Here is a 20,914-nt window from a genome sequence, read left to right as displayed (position 1 = left end):
ATGAGTATGATGAAGATTGAAACAATTGAAGAACTTGAAGCGTTAGTAGAAAAGAATGAGCCGTATGTTCTTTTTAAACATAGTACGACATGTCCGATTAGTCACGGTGCATACACAGAATTTCAAGCGTATTGCAGTGAAGAAAGAGAAGTACCAGCGTATTACTTGTACGTACAAGATGCGAGAGATGTTTCGAATCGTGTTGCAGAACAGTACAGTATTAAGCATGAATCACCGCAAGTGTTATACATAAAAGATGGGTTAGTAGTATGGAATACGTCTCATTGGAATATAAAAAAAGATGCTTTAGAAGAGAATGTAAAGTAAAAAAAGCAAGCGTAGATGCTTGCTTTTTTTGTCTCGTTTGTATGTTAAATATATATAATACAGAATTTTTATTTTGCTGAAATATATTTAATGGTACACTTTATATATGTTATTAAGCAAATTGACTTTTGAAAGTAGGTTTTAAGCAATGAAGAAAATGGCATTATCCTTCGCGGTCGTAAGCTTATTACTAGGAGCTTGCAGTAACGATACGATTAGCAAGAAGGATGAAGTTGTACAGAAAGATACGAAAGAGAAAAGTATGATTCCAAGAACTGCTGTTTCTAAGGATTATTATAGAACTGTTATTCCTTTAAAAGAACAAAAGGTGATTAATACAGTTAATATAAAAACGAATTCGAAATTAGATCTAGCAGAATTTGAAAGTGGTTTAATGAATATCGCTACAAAACAATTTGATACAGAAAATCATGTATTACAATTAAATCAGTATATTCCAGAGAAATTAATTGATGAATTAGTCACGAAACAAGGGGCACCAGTTGTGACGAATATTATAGAACAGGACTATTTCCAAAAACAGAATTCAAACGAATTAAGCTTATCTGGTGTTATGATTGGTTTAGCTATGTCTTCAAGTGTATCGAATGAAGAAGCTATTTCTAAAGGTACTGAAGTTGCCAAACAACTTATAGAAGCTATTAATAAAAATGATAAATATAACAAATCTCCAATTACGTTTGCTATCTTTAAGCAAGAAAGTACAAGTTCTTTAAAAGATGGTACGTATATTTCTAGTGCTGCCGTTCAAAAGAATGATACGAATCTTGGAAATTGGAGTACGATTGATGAAAAATCGTATTCATATCCTTCTGATGAATTTACACAAGCATATGGAGAAGATAATACAAAAATAAATGAATTTGCTAAGTCAATAAAAGAGTTTTCTCCTGGAGATTATATCCCAGTCAATGCTAAAGTTTCTTATAAGCAAAATCATATGGATAATTTAAATATGGATATCGTTATTAAATATAACGGTAAAACAGAATTAATGGCCCTTACTCAAATGGCTGCTCAAAGTATGTTAGAGAAACTGCCTAAAGATGCAAAAGTGCAATTACAGATAAAGTCTGAGAGTAAAATCGAGGCTGTTATTATAAAAGAGAAAAACAGCGATAAACCGTTTGTTTCCTTCTTATAAAAGAAGACAGTATTTATACTGTCTTTTTTTTGCGATAATGTTTTGTACTGCTCCATTCTGGGAGAGATTCTTATGAAGTTTTGGATATCGATTCATTGCTGTTTATCGTGTGACAATCACATATGTATCAGCTATAATAAATTATCTTAAAAAAGTAACATATAGGAATTTGAAAGAGGTGGCTTTCTTATGACATCACAACAACTAGGTCGTTTACGTTCTGAAATCGATCAACTAAATTTACAAATATTAGAGTTATTAAACGAAAGAGGTCGTCTCGTACAAGAGGTTGGTAATTTAAAAGAAGTACAAGGTGTGAAACGTTTTGATCCTGTACGTGAAAGAAATATGCTGGATGTAATTGCAGAGAATAATAATGGTCCGTTTGAAACGTCGACTTTACAGCATATTTTCAAACAAATTTTCCAAGCTGGTTTAGAGTTACAAGAAGATGATCATCGTAAAGCACTACTTGTTTCTCGTAAGAAAAAAATAGAAGATACGATTGTTGAAATAAATGGTGAAAAAATTGGTGACGGAAATCAACATTTTATTATGGGCCCATGCGCAGTAGAAAGTTATGAACAAGTACGTCAAGTTGCTGAAGCAATGAAAGCGCAAGGTTTGAAATTAATGCGTGGTGGTGCATTCAAACCGCGTACTTCTCCGTATGACTTCCAAGGACTGGGGTTAGAGGGATTACAGATTTTACGTCAAGTGGCAGATGAATATGATTTAGCTGTTATTAGTGAAATTTTAAATCCAAATGATATTGAGATGTCGCTAGATTACGTTGATGTTATTCAAATTGGTGCTCGCAATATGCAAAACTTCGACTTGTTGAGAGCAGCTGGTGCTGTAAATAAACCAGTTTTATTAAAACGCGGTTTATCAGCAACAATTGAGGAATTCATTAATGCGGCAGAATATATTATGGCAGGGGGAAATGGAAACATTATTTTATGTGAACGAGGTATTCGCACGTATGAGAGAGCGACGCGTAATACGCTTGATATTTCCGCTGTGCCGATTTTGAAGAAAGAAACACATTTACCTGTCGTTGTCGATGTAACGCACTCTACAGGGCGACGTGATCTTCTGCTACCAGCTGCAAAAGCAGCGATGGCAATTGGTGCAGATGCAGTTATGGCTGAAGTACATCCAGATCCAGCTGTCGCTTTATCGGATGCAGCGCAGCAAATGAATATCCCGCAGTTCAATGACTTTATGAAAGAATTAAAAGCATTTGGAAGTAAATTATAAAAACTTTGAAAGAAGCGTTCCGAAAAAGCATTTTGAATTAGCTTCTTCTTATTATATAGCGACTACAATTGTCGTTTTTTGTTGGTAAATCGGTATGTTTCAAAAGTTGCTGATATAAATTTCATACAGCTATTGATTGGACAGTAAGACCCTGGTCTCAAAATTTAGCTAGGGCGGAGATCAATTGTCCGTAAAAGTTCGATTGGTGAAGACGAATAATTAGTGGGGATGAATAAAAACCCCACTGATTAAAGTTTCACTTTATTTACTATCGTATTGTTTGAAAACGAAGTTCCTACTTATGAAACATCTATTTTTTTACAAAAAATGCCCTTTTTTCATAAAAAATACGAAAATACGAGGAAAGAAGCGAATTTTTTCGAAACTTTTGCGGGAAAATATTGTATGAGCCTGCGTTTTTATCGTATCATTAGTAAAAGGAAGAACTCGGGACGATTGGTGGCATCTGCAAATAGAGTTGATGTCTTTTTTTCATTCAAGTAACCGATACATAAAAATAGATAACAAAAATAGAAGGAGTGTGCGATGAGATGAACGTAACAATCTATGATGTAGCGCGCGAAGCGAACGTTTCAATGGCTACCGTATCACGCGTTGTGAACGGTAACCCAAATGTAAAGCCTACAACAAGAAAGAAAGTATTAGAAGCAATTGATCGTTTAGGGTACCGCCCGAATGCGGTAGCACGTGGACTAGCAAGTAAGAAGACAACTACAGTGGGTGTTATTATTCCTGATATCTCAAATACGTTTTATGCAGAACTTGCTCGTGGAATTGAAGATATCGCAACAATGTACAAATATAACATCATTTTAAGTAACTCTGACCAAAACAAAGAGAAAGAGTTCCATTTATTAAATACGATGCTTGGAAAACAAGTCGACGGAATTGTTTTCATGGGTGAAGATATTACAGATGTTCACATTGAAGAATTCAAAAAATCTCCAGTACCGATTGTATTGGCAGCGTCATTTGATGAGCAAAATGAAACGCCATCAGTAAATATTGATTATACACAAGCAGCTTACGATGCAATGAAGCACTTTATCGAGCAAGGACATAAGCGTATCGGTTTCGTCTCTGGTCCTTTTATTGATAAAGCAGCAAGCGCAAAGAAATTACAAGGTTATAAAAAAGCTTTAGAAGAAGCAAGTATTTCATATGATGAAAATCTTATAATCGATGGAGATTACACATATGATTCAGGTATCGAAGCATTTGAAAAGCTTTGGAGTAGTGATGAAAAACCAACAGCAATCTTCGTATCATCTGATGAAATGGCACTAGGTGTAATCCACGCAGCACAAGACGCTGGATTAAATGTACCAACTGATGTAGAAGTACTTGGTTTCGATAATACACGCCTTGCATTAATGGTTCGTCCACAGCTTTCAACAGTTGTACAACCAATGTATGATATCGGTGCAGTCGCAATGCGTCTATTAACAAAGTATATGAACAAAGAAAAAGTGGAAGATCACACTGTTATCTTACCTCACCGTATCCAATTTAGAAATTCAACGAAGTAAGTATAAAGAAGCTCACAGCGATTGCTGTGAGCTTTTATTCGTATTCAGGATAGTATTTTTTAACTACTGTATCTACAGTTTCATTTTTCTTAACGTGTAAAAACCTTGCGTACAATTCTTTTCCCGTTTCAAATGGCGTATCGTCTAATTCAAACACGTGTAGCACTTTTCGAAACTTCCACGTGACTTGCTCCTCGTACACATTGTCGTACGTTAATTCAGATTGTATAGCGAGCTTTTCACTTAGCACATGCGCTTCCTCTAAACTGTTCGCTTTAATGAGAATGATGCTTTCTTCAAAAAGTGTATCGTGATTCTCTTCATAATGCTCATCTATTTTACTAGGATTAGGCTCACCTGAATGGACAGATTCAAATAATAATTTTACAGCGTACATATAGAAAGAATCTCCTTATGCTGAATGTTTTAGTTTATAAATAATACTTGCTATAAGTGAAGCTGGTATTGTAAATATGTTACTTTGATAATGAGAATGTATTTGGGACTCTTCATAAGACATTCGCTATAGATGGGATAATTCCTTGTTATATGTCACATAAGTGCAAATTCAACTATTATAGGGCAATGTCATGTATAATAGAAAGAAAAGGCCTGTGAGGGGGGAAAAGAGATGATCGTTCTTTGGATAATTACGCTTTGTATGACTGCTATTTTTGCATACATGACGTTAAAACAAAATGGCTTAAAGCGATTTGTTCCAGGAAGTATTCTTGCAGGAATTGCCCTTATCACGTATGTAATTTCTATTTTTACTGAAAGTATTTCGATAGATGTAAGCACGAAATTGATGTTTATGGGTATTACGTTATTTGCAGGTAGCATTATGGTACTTATGGTTGCAGGAATTGTTTTATTTATTCATATGAATTCGGAAACGTTATAGCATATAAAAAAAGGCATGCCGCTCTCGGGACATGCCTTTTTCGTTCAATTATGCTCTATCTTTAGAAGAGCCTTGTTGTTTTAGTAAGTCGCGAATTTCGCCAAGAAGAACTTCTTCTTTTGTTGGTTCTGGAATTTCTTCCTCTTTTTCTTCTTCTTTTTTCAACGTTAGTTTATTAAACAATTTAATGAATAAGAAGATAGAGAATGCGATAATTAAGAAATCGACAACTGTTTGAATAAATGCACCATATTTTACAACTGCGCCACCAAATGTAAAGGAAAGTCCTTTGAAGTTTATTCCACCAAGTAGTAGACCAATTAATGGCATGATCACATCGCCTACTAATGAAGAAACAATTTTACCGAATGCACCACCGATTACGACCCCGATAGCTAAATCCATTACGTTCCCTTTTAAGGCGAATTTTTTAAACTCGTTCCACATGTGTTATTCCCACCCTTTCCACGATTCAATATGAAATTTATAATTCCTATCAACATATTCTATAGAAATTTATAATAGAAATAAAGAGGAAATGGTAATGAAAGTAAATTCTGAAAAATGTATCCGTTTTAATTTTTGTTTGCAGCGTGCAGTAGAGAGTGTAGTATTTGCTGAGTTTTAATCCTTCTAATCCATCTGTAATTGGTTTCGCATTATCTTGTACACATTCGATAAAATGATGAACTACATCTTCAAAACCACGTTGTTTTAACGTCGTATCCCATGGGGGTGAACCAAGCTGTAAAATCGAATTTTCCTGCTCAATTTCAAATGGATTCATATTTTTTATGCGGATGATTTTTCCTGTCGTGACAAGTTCAATTTGTTCTAAATTTGTACCAGTATGACGGTGCATTGCTGTAGAAAGTAACAGTCCATATAAACATCGATTCCTTTTTTCAGAAGTTTTATAGCATAGTCAGTTCGCTATCGCTTAATAATTTGTGTAGCATTCTTTCTTGGTTTTGTTTAGCTGTTTTATTCCCTGTTTTAGCGTATAAGGAAATTAAATGGTGATACGTAGTTTCTTCAAATGGATTTATAGATTGCATACGCATGCAAATATCAATTGCTTCAGTGTAACTCGCGCTTTCTATATAAAAATGAATAAGGGATAAGGAGTGTTGAAAATATAAGTTTTGTAGTCTGGTTCTTTCACCTTCGCTCCACCAATAGTCCATATCAATAAGGTAATCTCCAGTGTATAAAGAGAGGAATGCAATGTATGTATCTAATGTATCGCTACATATTTTTTTTGGAAGAGCGGCTGCTGCTTGTTCGAATAGATCAACATCAATCAAAATGTTTTGTAAATCGAGTTTATATCCGTCATTTACTCGAGTAATGTTTATATTCATTTCGTAAGCGTGGATGGTTCTTCGAATTTGATATATGGCTGAATGTAGATTTACTCTTGCTTGTTCTAAATCAGTATTTGACCAGAGTAATTCAATTAAAGTATCTCTATTAATAACTTTATTTCGATTATGAACTAAAAATAAAAATAGTTCTTTCGCTTTTTTTGTGCGCCATTTCTCTAGGAGGATTTTTTTGTTCTTTCTATGATCTACATAATGTAACTCACCAAGGCAATTGAGTAGCGAAGTTTCTATTGTAGAGGAATTAGTTTTTTCAATCGTCATGTCTTGCATAAGACGTTGAATAGTGTTGTGCAATCTTTCCCTCGTAATAGGTTTCATAATGTAATCCAATGCACAGATTTCAAATGCTTCAACCGCATAACGGCCATGTCCTGTAATGAAAACTATTTTTATATTTTTATGTTGTGATTGAAGTTCTCGTGCTAACATCACACCGTTTTTTTCGGGCATTTCAATATCAAGAAAGGCGACGTCAATTGTATGACGCTTACTATAAGAATTAAGAGATTCATAATCATTAAAGCAAACGATATCTTTAAAAACATGAAGTTTTTTTAACATTTTTTCAAGTCTTTGGAGTATTAATGGTTCATCATCAACAATAATTGCTCTCATAGTTTAGCCCCTCTTTCTTACAATCTTGTTTAATGATTTAACTCAAAACATATCACCAATAAATATTTAGACAAAATAGGACATTTTTCATTCCTATATATAACAAAAAATGCTTCATGGTAATTATTTGTAATTACTATTATAAATGATTCTGATTAATTGTTATATATATAAATTATCTAAATATTTATATTTTTTCGAATCTTGTTCAGTTTTTGTTCAGTACCCCAATTTATACTTTGGGCGTAAAAGTAATTTAGCGAAAAAGGGGGAAATGGGGCGAGATAAATTTATGTTAAGTGAGATGATGGAACGATGAAGAAGAACGTCACATTAGTTTTGTTGCTTCTACTTATGTTTCAAGTGATCAGCCCAGGAATAATAGCGTTTGCTACGAATACGGTAGAAGTAGTGCAGCATAAGGTAACAACTAAATCAACAGGGAATATGTGTTTAAGGGAGCATGAAGGGGAGCTAAGTTTTAAATGGCCAGCACCAAAACAAAAGAAAGTCGATTTTGTTATTGTGCAAGATGCAAGTGGAAGTTTTAAAAAAACAATGCCAGATGTGAAAAAAGCATTAAGTAATATTGTCAATAACTTAAACCCTGAGACAGATCGGGTGATGGTAACTAGTTATCAAGATTATAAGGGATATAAAGATAGTTACGGTGGGTTGCTTGGGAATTATGGTCCTGGAATCAAAACAACCTTGCAAGCTCGATTAACTAATAATTTCACCTCAGTAAAGAATGGTATCAATACAATTACTCCGGATAGCGGTACACCAACTGCCAGTGGTCTTCGGTTTGCGTTAGCTGAGTATGAGAAAGCGAAGGGACAAAACGACCCAGACCGAGAAACTGTTTTTTTACTTGTTACAGATGGTGTTGCTAATGTTCGAAAAGATGGCTATATTTATAAATTAACAAATCAAATAACGGATGAGGGTAAAGGTTATAAGTCGAGTGAATATGGGCAAGATTATGTAGGTGCTTTGAAAGAAGTAACTACAGAGGCTCAAAATATAAAAAACGCGGGATATAAACTTGTTACAGCTTTTTGGGAAGATAAAAGTATACTAGCAGCATCTGACCAATATTATGATAAATACGATACAAAAGTAGGGCCGTATGCAAGGCAAGAGTTAAAAAAGATGGCAACAAAACCGGAATGGTTTGTACTAGCAAATGATATTGAAGAGTTTACAAAAAATTTAATTGAAACCGTTACAAAAGTGACAAAAAAAGAAAAAGATAAGTTGATTTTAAATATTAATAATGATTTGCTCGTAACAGGTGTGCAAGGCTCTGGTCCAAATGGTGTTAATACAAAGCCTATTATACAAGGGAATCAAATAATTTGGGATTTAGACGGACAGCCAGAAGGAACGTATAAAGTCACTTATAAGGTGAAGGAAAAAACACCACAATCGAAAGAATTTAATGTTGCAGATGGATATTTTATTTTCTTTGATCAAAAGGTTGATATTCAAACTGTAAAAGCACTTCCGAATGAAAATGCTGTTAAGTGTACTACGGCGGTAACGAAAAAAGTTTCTGATTCAGATCAAAAACTGGTCGATGAGGCATTGTTAAATTCATTACATGAAGAATTTGTATATGATGTCAATTACAACTTTGGATTTGATGTGGAGTCAAAACAAGAAATCGTTATACAAGATGATTTGGAAGATATTTTAGAAGTTTTAGATACGAAATTAGTAAATGAAAAAGGCGAAGTTGTAAATATAGCGCCAGTTATAGATAAAGACAAGTCAATTGTAACGTATAAGTTACCAAAGCAAAATGGTTCGTATGCGTATTTAGCTGGTGGACAATATCGAGTAATAATTAAAGCGAAGATAAAGATTGGTACAAATATTGATACGATTAAAAATTACTTAGACAAAGGTGGCGTCCCGAATACGGCAAAGCTCATTATAGATAACAATCCAGTTATCTCTAACAAAGTCATTGTGAAGCCACCAATTGAAGAGCCGAAATTACGCAAGACTGTATCGGATGATGATGAAAAGAACGTGGAAAAGGCTACATTATCCAATGTAAAAGAGAAATTTGTTTGGAATGTGAAGTATGAATTTGGAAGTTCACCAAGTGGATACGATTCTATCGTATTACAAGATGATGTAGAAGATATTTTAGACATATTAGATGTGAAGGTCATCAATAAAAAAGGTGAAGTCGTAAATATAAAACCAAAAATTGATGCTACTAAGAAACAGGTAATGATTGAAGTACCGAAACAAGAAGGAAGTTATGTGTATTTAACAGGTGAAGTATATACGATGCAAATTACATCTAAAATTGCTGATGGTGTAAATCAATCAGAATTAGCACGTTATATAGTAAAAGGTGGAATCCCAAATACAGCAGAGTTAGTACTAAATAATAAGTCAGTGAAATCTAACGAAGTGTATGTGGTTCCTCCGAAGGAAAAACCGAAAGTAACAAAAACCGTTTCTACTCAAAATGAGAAAGAAGTGGAAAAGGGTACATTACAAGAGAGAAATGAAGAGTTTACTTGGAATGTAGCATATCAATTTGGTAATGATACCGCAAATTTAGAGAAGGTTACCTTACAAGATGACTTAGAGGATATTCTAGATATTTTAGATGTGAAGCTTCTGAATGAAAAAGGTGAAGTTGTAAAAGTAACACCAAACATTGATAAGCAAACAAAGAAAGTGACAATTGAGTTAGAGAAGAAAGATGGTTCATATGCATATTTAGCTGGTTTAAAGTACACGATGCATATTAAAAGCAAAATAACAGAAGGTACACCAGTAGAGGTATTAGCAAAATATATTGCAAATGGCGGCGTGCCAAATATAGCAGAGCTCGTATTTGATAATACGCCAATTAGTTCGAATAAAGTAGTTGTTATTCCGCCATCTATCGGTAAGATCGAAATTGAAAAGGTAGATGCAGCTGATGAAAATATTAAGTTGCAACATGCGGAATTTCAAGTCTTTAACCAAGAAGGAAAAGAAGTTGGAAAGTTAATTACAGATGAAAATGGCAAGGCTAGCTTAGAGAAACTACCGTTTGGAAAATATACAATTAAAGAAGTGAAAGCGCCGAATGGATATATGTTGCTCCGTGATCCAATCGAGGTCGAAATAACGGCAGCGACACCTATGCAAGTACTAAAAGTAGAAAACCAAAAAAGTGCATGGGAAATTCCAAATACAGGCGGTATGGGAACAAGTATGTTTTATTTGTTTGGTGCTTTTGTAATGATTTTAGTTGTGTTTTTATTTTTCCGTAAGAGAAATAGTAATTGCTAGAATATTATAATAGTAGAAGAGGAGAACGAAAATGAAAAAAATTTTAAGTATGTTTTTAATCTTTGTGCTAGCATTTGCTTCATTGCCAAGTATGTTAATAAAAGCGGAATCACCAAGTGGAAAAAAAGGTACGTTAACAATTCATAAATTTGAACAAGAGCCGGCTGGTAGTCCTGCTTTACAAGAAGGTAACTCTACAGGAGTAGAAATTCCTAAAGGTGCGAAGCCTTTAGCAGGAGTTGTGTATCAAATTAAACAAGTTGAATCATTTGGAACAATTACAAACGATGGAAAAATCGTTAAAGAAGACATCAAACCAGTGAATGGAGTTCCAATTGAAGTTGAAACGAATGCGGATGGAATTGCATTTTTTGATGATTTACCACTAGGTCGTTACGAAGTGAAAGAAATTTCTGGACCACCACATGTAAATATAGACCCAAAAACATACAAAGTTGATATCCCGATGACAAGTGAAGATGGGAAAGTATTAACATATGATGTTAAAATTTATCCGAAAAATGAAACGAAACGTGGTGCAGTAGAATTAACAAAAGTTGGTGTGAAAAATCAAGCATTAAAGGGTGTTCAATTCTCTTTATTTAAAGAAGATGGAACAGAGTTAGAAAAAGGTTTGGAGACAGATGGAGATGGTAAAATTCGTATCGGTAACTTAGCATACGGGAAGTATTATTTCTTAGAAACGAAAGCGCGAGATGGTTATGTATTGGATCCGAAAAAATATGAATTCTTCATTAAAGAATCTGGTGCTATTAATGAAGATGGAACAGTTAAGGCTGGTGAAGTAGTTAAAGTTGATGTGAAAAACTATGAAGAACCAACAATTGATAAGAAGATTAATGGAGATTTAAACAATTTACCAATTAATACGAAGACAGATTATAACTATGATATTAAAACACTAATTCCAGAAGATATTAAGGATTATAAAAATTATGTCGTAACAGATGTATTAGATAGTCGATTAGAAATTCAAGGTACACCAGTCGTGAAAATTGATGGTAAAGTAGTAGATGCAAGTGTTGTAGAAGTAGTTGTAGATGGTCAAAAAGTAACGGCTACTGTAAAAGATTTCTCTAAATTAGATAACAAAAGAGAGTTTCATTTACAAATTAAATCACAAATTAGAAGTGACGTAGAAACAGGAGTAGAGATTCCGAATACGGCAACAATTAATTTTAAAAACAAAGATGATGTAACAGGTGAGAAAGAAACAAAACCAGTTATCGTTACTCCAACGACTGGTAGTATTACATTAACGAAGGTTGATGGAAAAGATGGTAAGAAATTAGAAGGCGCAGAATTTGCGCTGCAAGATAAAGATGGAAATCCAGTAAAAATTGATGGGAAGGCTGTAGTAGGTACATCTGATAAAGATGGAGTAATTACATGGAATAAACTACCTTACGGCGAATATCGAATTGTGGAAACGAAAGCTCCAACTTATGAAAAGGAAGATGGTACAACAGGTAGTTATCAACAATTAAGAGAAGCGATTCGTGTAACGGTTGATGCAGATCATAAAGCAATTACACTTACTGTAGAAAATAATAAGAGTGGATGGATTTTACCTTCAACAGGTGGTATCGGTACAATCTTATTTACTGTATTAGGTCTTGTATTAATGATGGCAGCAGCATTTGTTTTCTTTAGAAAAAAAGCAACAAATAATTAATAAGCGATTTAAATGGTAATGAAAAGAGGAGAGGGGAGCCTTTCCTCTTTTTTGTATTTTAAAGCGGAAAAACGTTTTTGAATATATGTATCCAGCTATTTGCCGGGCAGTAAGACCCCCACCTCAAAATTCAGCGAAAGCAAAGAAGTTAGGTGGGGGGCGGGCTGATTAAAGTTTCACTTTATTATTAACACAATAAAGGAAGTGTGATATGTTATGATAAAGATTTTAAAAATTCTGTAATTTTATAAAGAGGGAATGAACATGTCTAAAAGAAAAATATTGATAATAGTATTCTTATTTATTCTTTGTATTGTCAGCTTTCGTTCCATTTGGTTCAAACAGTCTCTTTATATAAATCAACCACATGCTGAAGGAGGGGTAGTAAATTTATCAAATATAACATTTGGAGAAAAAAATTTAGTTACGTTAAATGGAGAATGGAAATTCTATCCGAATGTATTACTCACTCCTGAGCAAATAATGAAAAATGATAATGTTTATGAATTTATTAAAGTTCCGGGGAACTGGAAAGATGAAGTTGATAGCGCACGTAAAAAAGAATATGGTACGTATGCGTTATCTATTAAAGTGAAGAATTCGAATGCAAATTACGGCTTAAAAATACAGCGTGTTCATAATCAGTTCGATTTGTATGTAAATGGAGAACTTGTACAGGAAAGAGGAAGTATTTTTAAACCGAATGATGTACATAAAACTTCACTTACACCAACTGTCATAAAAGTAAAAGCGAATGAACAAGGGGTAATTGATCTTCTTATTCCTGTTACGAAAACGACACAAGAATCGAAACATGGTGGGATTACAGGTGGAGTGCGTTTTGGCAGTGAAAATGCCATTGTACAGGATAGCTTTAAAAATTTTATGATGCAAATTATTGCAGCGACAATAGTGTTTTTACATGGTATATATGCATGTATCATTTTTGTGATGAAGCCGAAAAATGTTGAGATTCTATATTTTTCACTGGGCAGTATATTTGCAGGTCTTACATTTTTAGTTACGGATGAACGTTTTTTGTTCTCTTTGTATGAATTTGATTTTCCGGCATATGTAAAAATTATATACATATCATTTGTAGGGTTTGCTTTATTTATTTTACTGTATATGAAAAGGTTTTTACGAGGTTATGGGGATAGTAAATTTATTTTATTTACTATTGTATTATGTGGAATTTATGTTTTTGTAGTATTGTTTTCTTCACCTAGACTTGTGCAAGATTTTGGATTTATATTGTTTTTTACAATTATTATTCCATTCATTTTAACCGCAATTATTGTTTTACGAGTGGTGAAAAGTGGAAAGTATGATTTAATCTTTTTACTTTTTGCAGTGATTAGTACTATTTCTGGAGTATTGTGTGCGAGTTTTAAAGAGTTTGCTTTCATTTATAGCATAGAGTTTGCGAGGATATTTGATGCGGATTTTTATCCATTTGATATTGTTTTAGCGATGGTATCATTTTCGACTTTTTGGTTTATCAGATTCTTTCGCACGAGTGATGAGAATAGTGAACTGGTTGGAAAATTAAAAGAAGAGCATCATAAGAAAGATCAATTTTTAGCAAATACAGCGCACGAACTTAGAAATCCGTTGCATGGGATGATGAATATTGCACAAAGTGTAATGGATGAAGAGAAAGCGATACATGATGAGAGTAAACAACATTTAAAACTATTAATGACAGTAGGAAGGCGTATGTCGTATTTGTTGAATGATTTAATAGATGTTACAAGAATGGAACAGAAAGGGATACAGATTCATACGAAACCGGTTGATTTGCAACCAATTATTACAATGGTGATTGATATGCAAAAGTTTATTGGAGAAGAAAAGAAATTACAAACTATCGCGAATATCCCTGAACGGTTCCCATTTGTATTAGCTGACCAAAATCGTCTTATTCAAATTTTATTTAACTTACTTCATAATGCAGTTAAATTTACGGATGAAGGGGCTATTACAATTGATGTTGAAAAACGAAAAAAATACGCGGTCATTCAGGTTACAGACACTGGTATTGGAATTGATAAAGAAGCGCAAAAGCGGATTTTTCTTCCGTATGAACAAGGTAGTGATTTATATGGTGAAAGTGGAGGCTTTGGGCTTGGGCTAAGTATTTGTAAACAATTAGTGGAAATGCACGGGGGGAAACTTACTGTGACATCCGTTTTACATAAAGGTTCTACTTTTACGTTTACATTACCACTTGCTGAAAAAGAAAAGACACAAGTTGTGTCAAAAGAAACAACTGAAAAAGTAGTGGAATTAAAACAAGTTGAAATGAAGGGTAATAGAGTAGGTAATAGAAGGAGAATTCTTGCTGTTGATGATGATCCTATCAATTTAAAAGTATTAAAGAGTATATTACCACAAGATGAATATGAACTTGAAACGGTGACAACCGGAAGTGAAGTTTTGGAGCGATTAAATATGGGGTGGGATATGATATTAGTAGATGTGATGATGCCGAAAATGTCAGGCTATGAATTAACAAAAATGATTCGTGCTCAATACTCTATTTCGGAGTTGCCTATCGTACTGTTAACCGCTAGATCGCAGCCAGAAGATATTTATACAGGGTTTCTTGCTGGGGCGAATGATTACATTGTAAAGCCTATAGATGCACTGGAATTAAAAGTGAGAATTAATGCATTAACAGAGTTAAAGCAATCAATTCATGAGCGAATAAGAATGGAAGGTGCTTGGCTTCAGGCGCAAATTCAACCGCATTTCCTATTTAATACACTAAATACGATTGCTGCATTAGGTGAAATTGATATTGTTAGGATGGAGAAATTAATTGTTGAGTTTGGAACGTATTTAAGAGTCAGTTTTGGTGAAGAAGGGGTAGCAGAAACCGTACCTATACAGCATGAATTAGATTTACTCCAATCATACCTTTATATTGAAAAAGAGCGATTTGGAAAGAGAATACAGAGCGTACTGGAAGTCGAAGATGGGATAGAGTGTGTAGTGCCACCTTTTTCTATTCAAACATTAGTAGAGAATGCTGTGCGTCATGGCATATTGAAAAAAGCAAAAGGTGGAAGCATTCATATAAAAATAGAGAGCATGAGTGGATTTATAAACATTTCGATTGCGGATGATGGGATAGGCATGTCAGATGAAAAAATAAAAGAAATATTAGTGAAAAAAACGAATCAAAAACAGGGAATAGGTTTATTGAATACGGATGCACGATTAAAACGGTTATACGGAACTGGATTAGAAATAAAAAGTGAACTTGGAAAAGGGACGATAGTTGCATTTCAGGTTCCGGTTATAAAAGAAAAGTAGCAGAGTTAGCCTGCTACTTTCTTTTTATAACAATTCGTAAAAATTTTGTGTAATAGAATTATAACACTCTGCTTCTTCTAAAAAAGGATAATGATTACTGCACTCAAATGGAACAAAGACAGAATTAGGTATGCCCTCATGCATCGCGATAGAGTACTGAATAGGGCACTGTACATCATGTCTTCCGCAAATAATTAGCGTCTTTGTTTGTATAGAAGGTAGTTGCTCTCTTAAATCAAATACAGAATGTTCTTGAGCGAAGGCGTTCATCCGACTGACGGACATTGTTTTTTGGATTGGTTTACAAAAATAAGCGTTATAGTTTTCAGGTTTACATAAAGATAATTTGGTCCGCTTAGTAGATAGTTCCTTTCGTTCTTCATTTGTAAGATGAGGGCTTTTTAAGTTTTCGATGAGTTCTTGCATATAATGAAACTGTGGGTGTGCTGGGTGATAAATACAAAATGGTGTTTCGGTATAGTTACTTGCTGCGGCTCCGGCCATGACTAATGATTGCAAGGAAGTTGGATATGTAATCGCATATAAAAGCCCAAGCATACCGCCTGTTGAATGACCGGCGAAATGCCATGTGGAAAATTGCAAAGCTTCTTTAATTGCTTCTAAGTCATGAATCGTTTCAATCATACTTAATTCGTTTTCTACTTTGGCTTTTACAGAGTTACCAGCGTCTCGTAAGTTAATGAGGAATACACGGTGGGTAGAAGTGAAAACATCCGCAAAGTAATCGCCAGTTTTATTAAATTGTGAATAGTGATGTGTAATGCAAAGTGGTTCACCAGCACCTTTTGTAAAGAGTTCGAATGTACCACGTTTTGTATTGATTATTTGTTGTGTCCACATAATATCACCCCTTTTCTTATTAGAGTCATAGATAGTCAGTTAGCAACTCGAAATATATCGATTTCCCGACAGAATCCGACGCTAAAATAAAAGGAGACCGTTCAAAAAACGAGTCTCCTTTTATTTAATACAAAGATTTTGTCATATTATTTCGAATAATTTCAAGAGATTTCGCTACAGTTAATGCATTTTTTTCTTCAATTTCTGGTTTCCTAGGGATAGGTTGATACATGTTGTCTGGATCTTCCCATGTGAGAGGAAGTTCTGTTTCTGCTTGTCCTTTCCAAGCGTTGATCCATTCTGGAGGGAGATAACCTGAGATGTTTTGGATGTTGTTCATTTCGAGCCAAATGAGTGCCCAAGCTCTTGGTACGACGCGCCATAGGTCGTAGCCACCGCCGCCGACAGCAATCCAGCGACCACCGCAATATTCATTAGCAATTTCGCGAGCGAGCTTCGGTATTTCACGGTAAATGTTTATCGTTGAACAAAGGTGTGTAAGTGGGTCGTAATAATGCGCGTCAGCACCGTTTTGCGTTAAAATAATATCCGGTTTAAAGTATGCGGCAACTTCTTTTACAACTGTTCGATAGGATTCTAGAAAAGATTCATCTTCTGTAAAGGCATCGAGTGGAACGTTAAAAGAATAACTATAACCATTACCCTGTCCACGTTCATTTACAGCGCCAGTTCCGGGGAATAAATAACGTCCAGTTTCATGTAACGAAATGGTGCATACGTTAGGGTCGTCATAAAAAGACCATTGTACACCGTCACCGTGATGAGCATCTGTATCAATATATAAGACGCGTAAACCGTATTTCTTTTGAATATATTTCATTGCGATGGAGCTGTCGTTATAAATGCAAAAGCCAGATGCTTTGCCGCGGAAGCCGTGATGTAAGCCACCGCCTAAATTAAGAGCGTGCTTTACTTTCCCGGAAAGGACAGCATCGACAGCTGTTAACGTACCGCCAACGAGTAATGCACTTGCTTCGTGCATATTTGGAAACATCGGTGTATCTTCTGTTCCGAGTCCGTATGTCATCGCAATTGATTTTTCTAACTTTCCTTCACCAGCAAGTTTTACCGCATTTATGTACTCCTCTGTATGAATGTAAGCAATCTCTTCATCTGTAGCCATTCTTGGCGAGATGACTTGAGAAGGGGAGATAAAACCGCTCTTTTGTAATAAATCATACGTAAGTGTGACGCGCAGTTGGTTAAAAGGATGATCAGGGCTAAACGAATAGCCCCGAAAGTCATCCGAATAAATAAACGCGCTACTCATGCTTGCATCCCCATGATGTTCGGCCATAATACGCGGTAGCCCTCTGCTTCAAGTGCATCAATCACTTTTAGAGGATTCATCGTTTGAATGCGGAAAACGAGTACTTTATCATTCTCATCTTTTGCTGGATAGACGAGAACGCTCACGATATTTATTTGCAAGTCGCTAAAAATAGCAACAACTTTGCCAAGAATACCAGGCTCATTTTTTACTTGAATTTCAATTTGTGAACTTGGTTGATGTGCTCCTGTTAGTTTCACTAACGTGTGCAGTACAGTGGATTCAGAAATGATTCCAACTAACTTTCCCGCCTTTGTCACAGGAAGGCACCCTATTTTATTTTCAAAAAATAAGGTAGCAATTTCCTCAACGAAATCAAGAGGATGGCAAGTCATAACAGGTTGTTTCATAATAAGGTCGAGCGGTTGTTTCAGCATAGCGAGTGGAACTTGTTCATCAAGAATTGATGGACTTGCATCTCTTACATCCCGATCAGAAATAATGCCTACGACATGATTATTTTGATCGACAATTGGAATGTGCCGAATGCCTTTCGTACGTATCGTTCGGATTGCTGTTTCGATTGTATCGTTTGGATGTAGTGTGACTACATTTTGATTCATAATTTCTTCTACAATCATTCCAGTTGCCCCCTTTATTAATACATAAAACGATTGTGAAAACGTAGACGATCAAACGCTTGAATAGAATCCGTATCAACGCGTTTACCGATGCGGACCATTAAACAGTTGGCGGGATGCGAACAAATTTCAGGATCATCTGTAGCCATCCATTGTAACCCACCAGCATTCATCATCTTTTCCATTACTTTTCGGTATTCCCAAACATTTAAGCCTGTTTGCTTTAAATCCCAGTGCCAATAATATTCAGTGGTCAATATAATGTAATCTTCCATATGATCGTCCATCATTGAAACTTCTAATAAGTTTTTTCCGACAGAGCACCCGCGGAAGGCTGGGACGACTTCAATTGCCCCGAGCTCAATTAAGTTTTCAATCTTTCCTTCTGACCATCTCTCGAGCGGATCCGGATACAAGTATGTAACATATCCAACGATCGTTTGGTCATGTCTAGCAATAATGAGACGAGCTTCTGGTAACTTAGAAATTTCGACAATTGCTTTATATTGCTGTTTGGCAGGACGAAACGCAACTAAATCTGGATGGAATTCATACATTTCAAGATTATGTGTAGAGACAGGACCTTCAATAATTAAAGTACCTTTTGCTGTTTTTAAGTTTCTAGCATTGTATATTTTTTTATGAATCAATGTATTGCTCACCACCTTGAGGGTTTGTGAATCTATTAATATCGTACTTTATAATATATGCGATGTGAATCGAAATTTGTCATTAAAAATTTGTCTAAAAATCAACAAATATACTGAAAATTTTAAATAATGTCATTATAATAGATAATAGAATACATAGGAGGGGGATGTAAAGTATGAAAGTAGAAACGCTTCCTGTCATTAAAGGAGAAAATAATTTGCCGAATTATGATGAGGCATACGCGAATTTTAACTGGGAAGAGGTTAATAAAAATTTTACTTGGAATGAAACAGGCCGAGTAAATATGGCGTATGAGGCAATTGATAAGCACGCGAAATCCGATCGAAAGAATAAAGTAGCTCTTTATTACCAAGATGGATCGCGAAAAGAGAAATATACATTTAAGGAAATGAAGGATTTTTCTAATAAAGCAGGAAACGTCCTGAAAAATTATGGTGATGTTGAAAAAGGCGATCGCGTTTTTATTTTTATGCCACGTTCTCCAGAATTATATTTCGCGCTTTTAGGTGCAGTGAAATTAGGAGCAATTGTTGGACCGTTATTTGAAGCATTTATGGAAGGTGCAGTTCGTGATCGTTTAGAAGATAGCGAAGCAAAGGTGTTAATTACAACGCCTGAATTGTTAGAGCGCGTACCATTAAATGATTTACCTGCTTTAAAAACAGTCTTTCTTGTTGGAGACAATGTAGAAGAAGGCGGTAAAACGGTAGCGTTCAATCCGTTATTTGAACAAGCTTCAAAAGAATTACATATCGAATGGTTAGACCGTGAAGATGGTTTAATCCTTCATTACACATCTGGCTCTACTGGTAAGCCAAAAGGTGTGCTTCATGCGCAAAATGCAATGGTTCAGCACTATCAAACGGCGAAATGGGTATTAGATTTAAAAGAAGATGATGTATATTGGTGCACAGCTGATCCAGGCTGGGTAACAGGAACTGCTTACGGTATTTTTGCACCGTGGTTAGTCGGAGCATCAAATGTAATTTTAGGTGGACGCTTTAGCCCAGAAGCTTGGTACGAAGCGTTGCAAGATTACGGTGTAACAGTTTGGTATAGCGCGCCAACAGCGTTCCGTATGTTAATGGGTGCGGGACAAGACGCAATTAAAAAATATGATTTATCACAAGTGCGCCACGTATTAAGTGTTGGTGAGCCATTAAATCCAGAAGTAATTCGCTGGGGTATGAGCGCGTTTGGACTTCGTATTCATGATACGTGGTGGATGACGGAAACAGGTGGACAAGTTATTTGTAACTATCCTTGTATGGAAATCCGTCCAGGCTCAATGGGTAAACCAATTCCTGGTGTGAAAGCAGCGATTGTTGATAATGAAGGAAATGAAGTGCCTCCATACACAATGGGGAACTTAGCAATTGCGAAAGGTTGGCCAGCCATGATGCGTGGAATCTGGAATAACCAGCAAAAGTATGAGTCTTACTTCATGCCAGGAGATTGGTATGTATCAGGTGATTCAGCGTATATGGATGAAGACGGATACTTCTGGTTCCAAGGACGTATTGACGATGTAATTATGACGTCAGGTGAGCGCGTTGGTCCGTTTGAAGTAGAAAGTAAACTAATCGAGCACGCTGCGGTTGCAGAAGCTGGTGTAATCGGTATTCCTGATCCAGTGCGCGGAGAAATCATTAAAGCATTTATCGCGCTTCGAGCAGGATACGAGCCATCTGAAGAATTAAAAGAAGAAATTCGTCAATTTGTAAAGAAAGGCCTAGCAGCTCATGCAGCGCCAAGACAAATTGAATTTAGAGACAAATTACCGAAAACGAGAAGTGGTAAAATTATGCGCCGCGTATTAAAAGCGTGGGAACTGAATTTACCAACAGGCGATTTATCAACGATGGAAGATTAAGAGAGGAAGGTCTGAACGAAAAACGTTCAGGCCTTTTT

16 protein-coding genes and 2 pseudogenes are annotated in these 20,914 nt (G+C 35.3%); 9 read left to right on the top strand and 9 right to left on the bottom strand.

Going from position 1 to position 20,914, the window contains the following annotated elements; all coding sequences use genetic code 11:
• From ytxJ to ccpA, 4 genes are all read left to right on the top strand, one after another.
• Positions 1-327 (top strand): bacillithiol system redox-active protein YtxJ, encoded by a 327-nt coding sequence (gene ytxJ / locus COI75_RS18065; RefSeq protein ID WP_033657116.1) that lies wholly within the window; start codon positions 1-3, stop codon positions 325-327.
• 148 nt (positions 328-475) lie between these two features.
• Complete coding sequence (locus COI75_RS18060; RefSeq protein ID WP_000738021.1) at positions 476-1,492, top strand: CamS family sex pheromone protein; 1,017 nt, start codon at positions 476-478, stop codon at positions 1,490-1,492.
• Between the two features lie 189 nt (positions 1,493-1,681).
• Positions 1,682-2,755: a bifunctional 3-deoxy-7-phosphoheptulonate synthase/chorismate mutase gene (locus COI75_RS18055; protein WP_000203857.1), complete on the top strand. Its 1,074-nt coding sequence runs from the start codon at positions 1,682-1,684 to the stop codon at positions 2,753-2,755.
• Between the two features lie 551 nt (positions 2,756-3,306).
• The gene (gene ccpA / locus COI75_RS18045; protein ID WP_001103314.1) at positions 3,307-4,305 is read left to right on the top strand and encodes a catabolite control protein A; all 999 of its coding nucleotides are present in this window, start codon (positions 3,307-3,309) and stop codon (positions 4,303-4,305) included.
• A gap of 34 nt (positions 4,306-4,339) precedes the next feature.
• Here the strand turns inward: ccpA and COI75_RS18040 are convergent, their stop codons facing one another.
• Both COI75_RS18040 and COI75_RS18035 read right to left on the bottom strand, forming a co-directional pair.
• Positions 4,340-4,702 carry a DUF4288 domain-containing protein gene (locus COI75_RS18040; RefSeq protein ID WP_000271413.1) on the bottom strand — a complete coding sequence of 121 codons (363 nt, stop codon included), beginning with the start codon at positions 4,700-4,702 and terminating at the stop codon, positions 4,340-4,342.
• A 15-nt stretch (positions 4,703-4,717) separates the two neighbouring features.
• Positions 4,718-4,825 (bottom strand): annotated as a pseudogene (locus COI75_RS18035) (DUF3949 domain-containing protein); the annotation flags it as partial.
• 111 nt (positions 4,826-4,936) lie between these two features.
• Here COI75_RS18035 and COI75_RS18030 point away from each other — a divergent pair.
• Positions 4,937-5,209: a DUF3917 domain-containing protein gene (locus COI75_RS18030; RefSeq protein ID WP_000636597.1), complete on the top strand. Its 273-nt coding sequence runs from the start codon at positions 4,937-4,939 to the stop codon at positions 5,207-5,209.
• A gap of 48 nt (positions 5,210-5,257) precedes the next feature.
• On the opposite strand, the gene mscL is transcribed toward COI75_RS18030, so the two are convergent.
• The 3 genes and pseudogenes from mscL to COI75_RS18015 form a co-directional block, all read right to left on the bottom strand.
• The gene (gene mscL / locus COI75_RS18025; protein WP_000267022.1) at positions 5,258-5,656 is read right to left on the bottom strand and encodes a large conductance mechanosensitive channel protein MscL; all 399 of its coding nucleotides are present in this window, start codon (positions 5,654-5,656) and stop codon (positions 5,258-5,260) included.
• A 128-nt stretch (positions 5,657-5,784) separates the two neighbouring features.
• Positions 5,785-6,092: pseudogene (locus COI75_RS18020) on the bottom strand (gfo/Idh/MocA family oxidoreductase); the annotation flags it as partial.
• Positions 6,093-6,123: 31 nt separating this feature from the next.
• Complete coding sequence (locus tag COI75_RS18015) at positions 6,124-7,212, bottom strand: response regulator (RefSeq protein ID WP_001201608.1); 1,089 nt, start codon at positions 7,210-7,212, stop codon at positions 6,124-6,126.
• A gap of 315 nt (positions 7,213-7,527) precedes the next feature.
• Here COI75_RS18015 and COI75_RS18010 point away from each other — a divergent pair, with 315 nt between their 5' ends.
• The 3 genes from COI75_RS18010 (at position 7,528) to COI75_RS18000 (ending at position 15,538) form a co-directional block, all read left to right on the top strand.
• On the top strand, positions 7,528-10,521 hold the full coding sequence (locus COI75_RS18010) for an isopeptide-forming domain-containing fimbrial protein (RefSeq protein ID WP_000742563.1): 2,994 nt from the start codon (positions 7,528-7,530) through the stop codon (positions 10,519-10,521).
• A 31-nt stretch (positions 10,522-10,552) separates the two neighbouring features.
• The gene (locus COI75_RS18005) at positions 10,553-12,217 is read left to right on the top strand and encodes a SpaH/EbpB family LPXTG-anchored major pilin (protein ID WP_000722891.1); all 1,665 of its coding nucleotides are present in this window, start codon (positions 10,553-10,555) and stop codon (positions 12,215-12,217) included.
• A 264-nt stretch (positions 12,218-12,481) separates the two neighbouring features.
• Positions 12,482-15,538 (top strand): hybrid sensor histidine kinase/response regulator, encoded by a 3,057-nt coding sequence (locus tag COI75_RS18000; protein WP_000044275.1) that lies wholly within the window; start codon positions 12,482-12,484, stop codon positions 15,536-15,538.
• Positions 15,539-15,562: 24 nt separating this feature from the next.
• On the opposite strand, the gene COI75_RS17995 is transcribed toward COI75_RS18000, so the two are convergent.
• The 4 genes from COI75_RS17995 to acuA form a co-directional block, all read right to left on the bottom strand.
• Positions 15,563-16,399 (bottom strand): alpha/beta fold hydrolase, encoded by an 837-nt coding sequence (locus COI75_RS17995; protein ID WP_000269859.1) that lies wholly within the window; start codon positions 16,397-16,399, stop codon positions 15,563-15,565.
• 124 nt (positions 16,400-16,523) lie between these two features.
• The gene (gene acuC / locus COI75_RS17990) at positions 16,524-17,690 is read right to left on the bottom strand and encodes an acetoin utilization protein AcuC (RefSeq protein ID WP_000092835.1); all 1,167 of its coding nucleotides are present in this window, start codon (positions 17,688-17,690) and stop codon (positions 16,524-16,526) included.
• Positions 17,687-18,331: an acetoin utilization AcuB family protein gene (locus tag COI75_RS17985; protein ID WP_000634577.1), complete on the bottom strand. Its 645-nt coding sequence runs from the start codon at positions 18,329-18,331 to the stop codon at positions 17,687-17,689. The genes acuC and COI75_RS17985 overlap by 4 nt, the downstream gene beginning before the upstream one ends.
• 17 nt (positions 18,332-18,348) lie before the next feature.
• Positions 18,349-18,981, bottom strand: a complete 633-nt coding sequence (gene acuA, locus COI75_RS17980) for an acetoin utilization protein acetyltransferase AcuA (RefSeq protein WP_000581403.1) — start codon at positions 18,979-18,981, stop codon at positions 18,349-18,351.
• 176 nt (positions 18,982-19,157) lie between these two features.
• Here acuA and acsA point away from each other — a divergent pair, with 176 nt between their 5' ends.
• Entirely contained in the window at positions 19,158-20,876 is a 1,719-nt protein-coding gene (gene acsA / locus COI75_RS17975; protein WP_000862045.1) for an acetate--CoA ligase, read from the top strand.
• Positions 20,877-20,914: the final 38 nt, after the last annotated feature.

Source organism: Bacillus cereus (assembly GCF_002564555.1).
GTDB lineage: Bacteria > Bacillota > Bacilli > Bacillales > Bacillaceae_G > Bacillus_A > Bacillus_A cereus_K.
The sequence above is the reverse complement of the archived record's forward strand: the minus strand, read 5'-3'. Positions and strand labels throughout refer to the sequence as shown.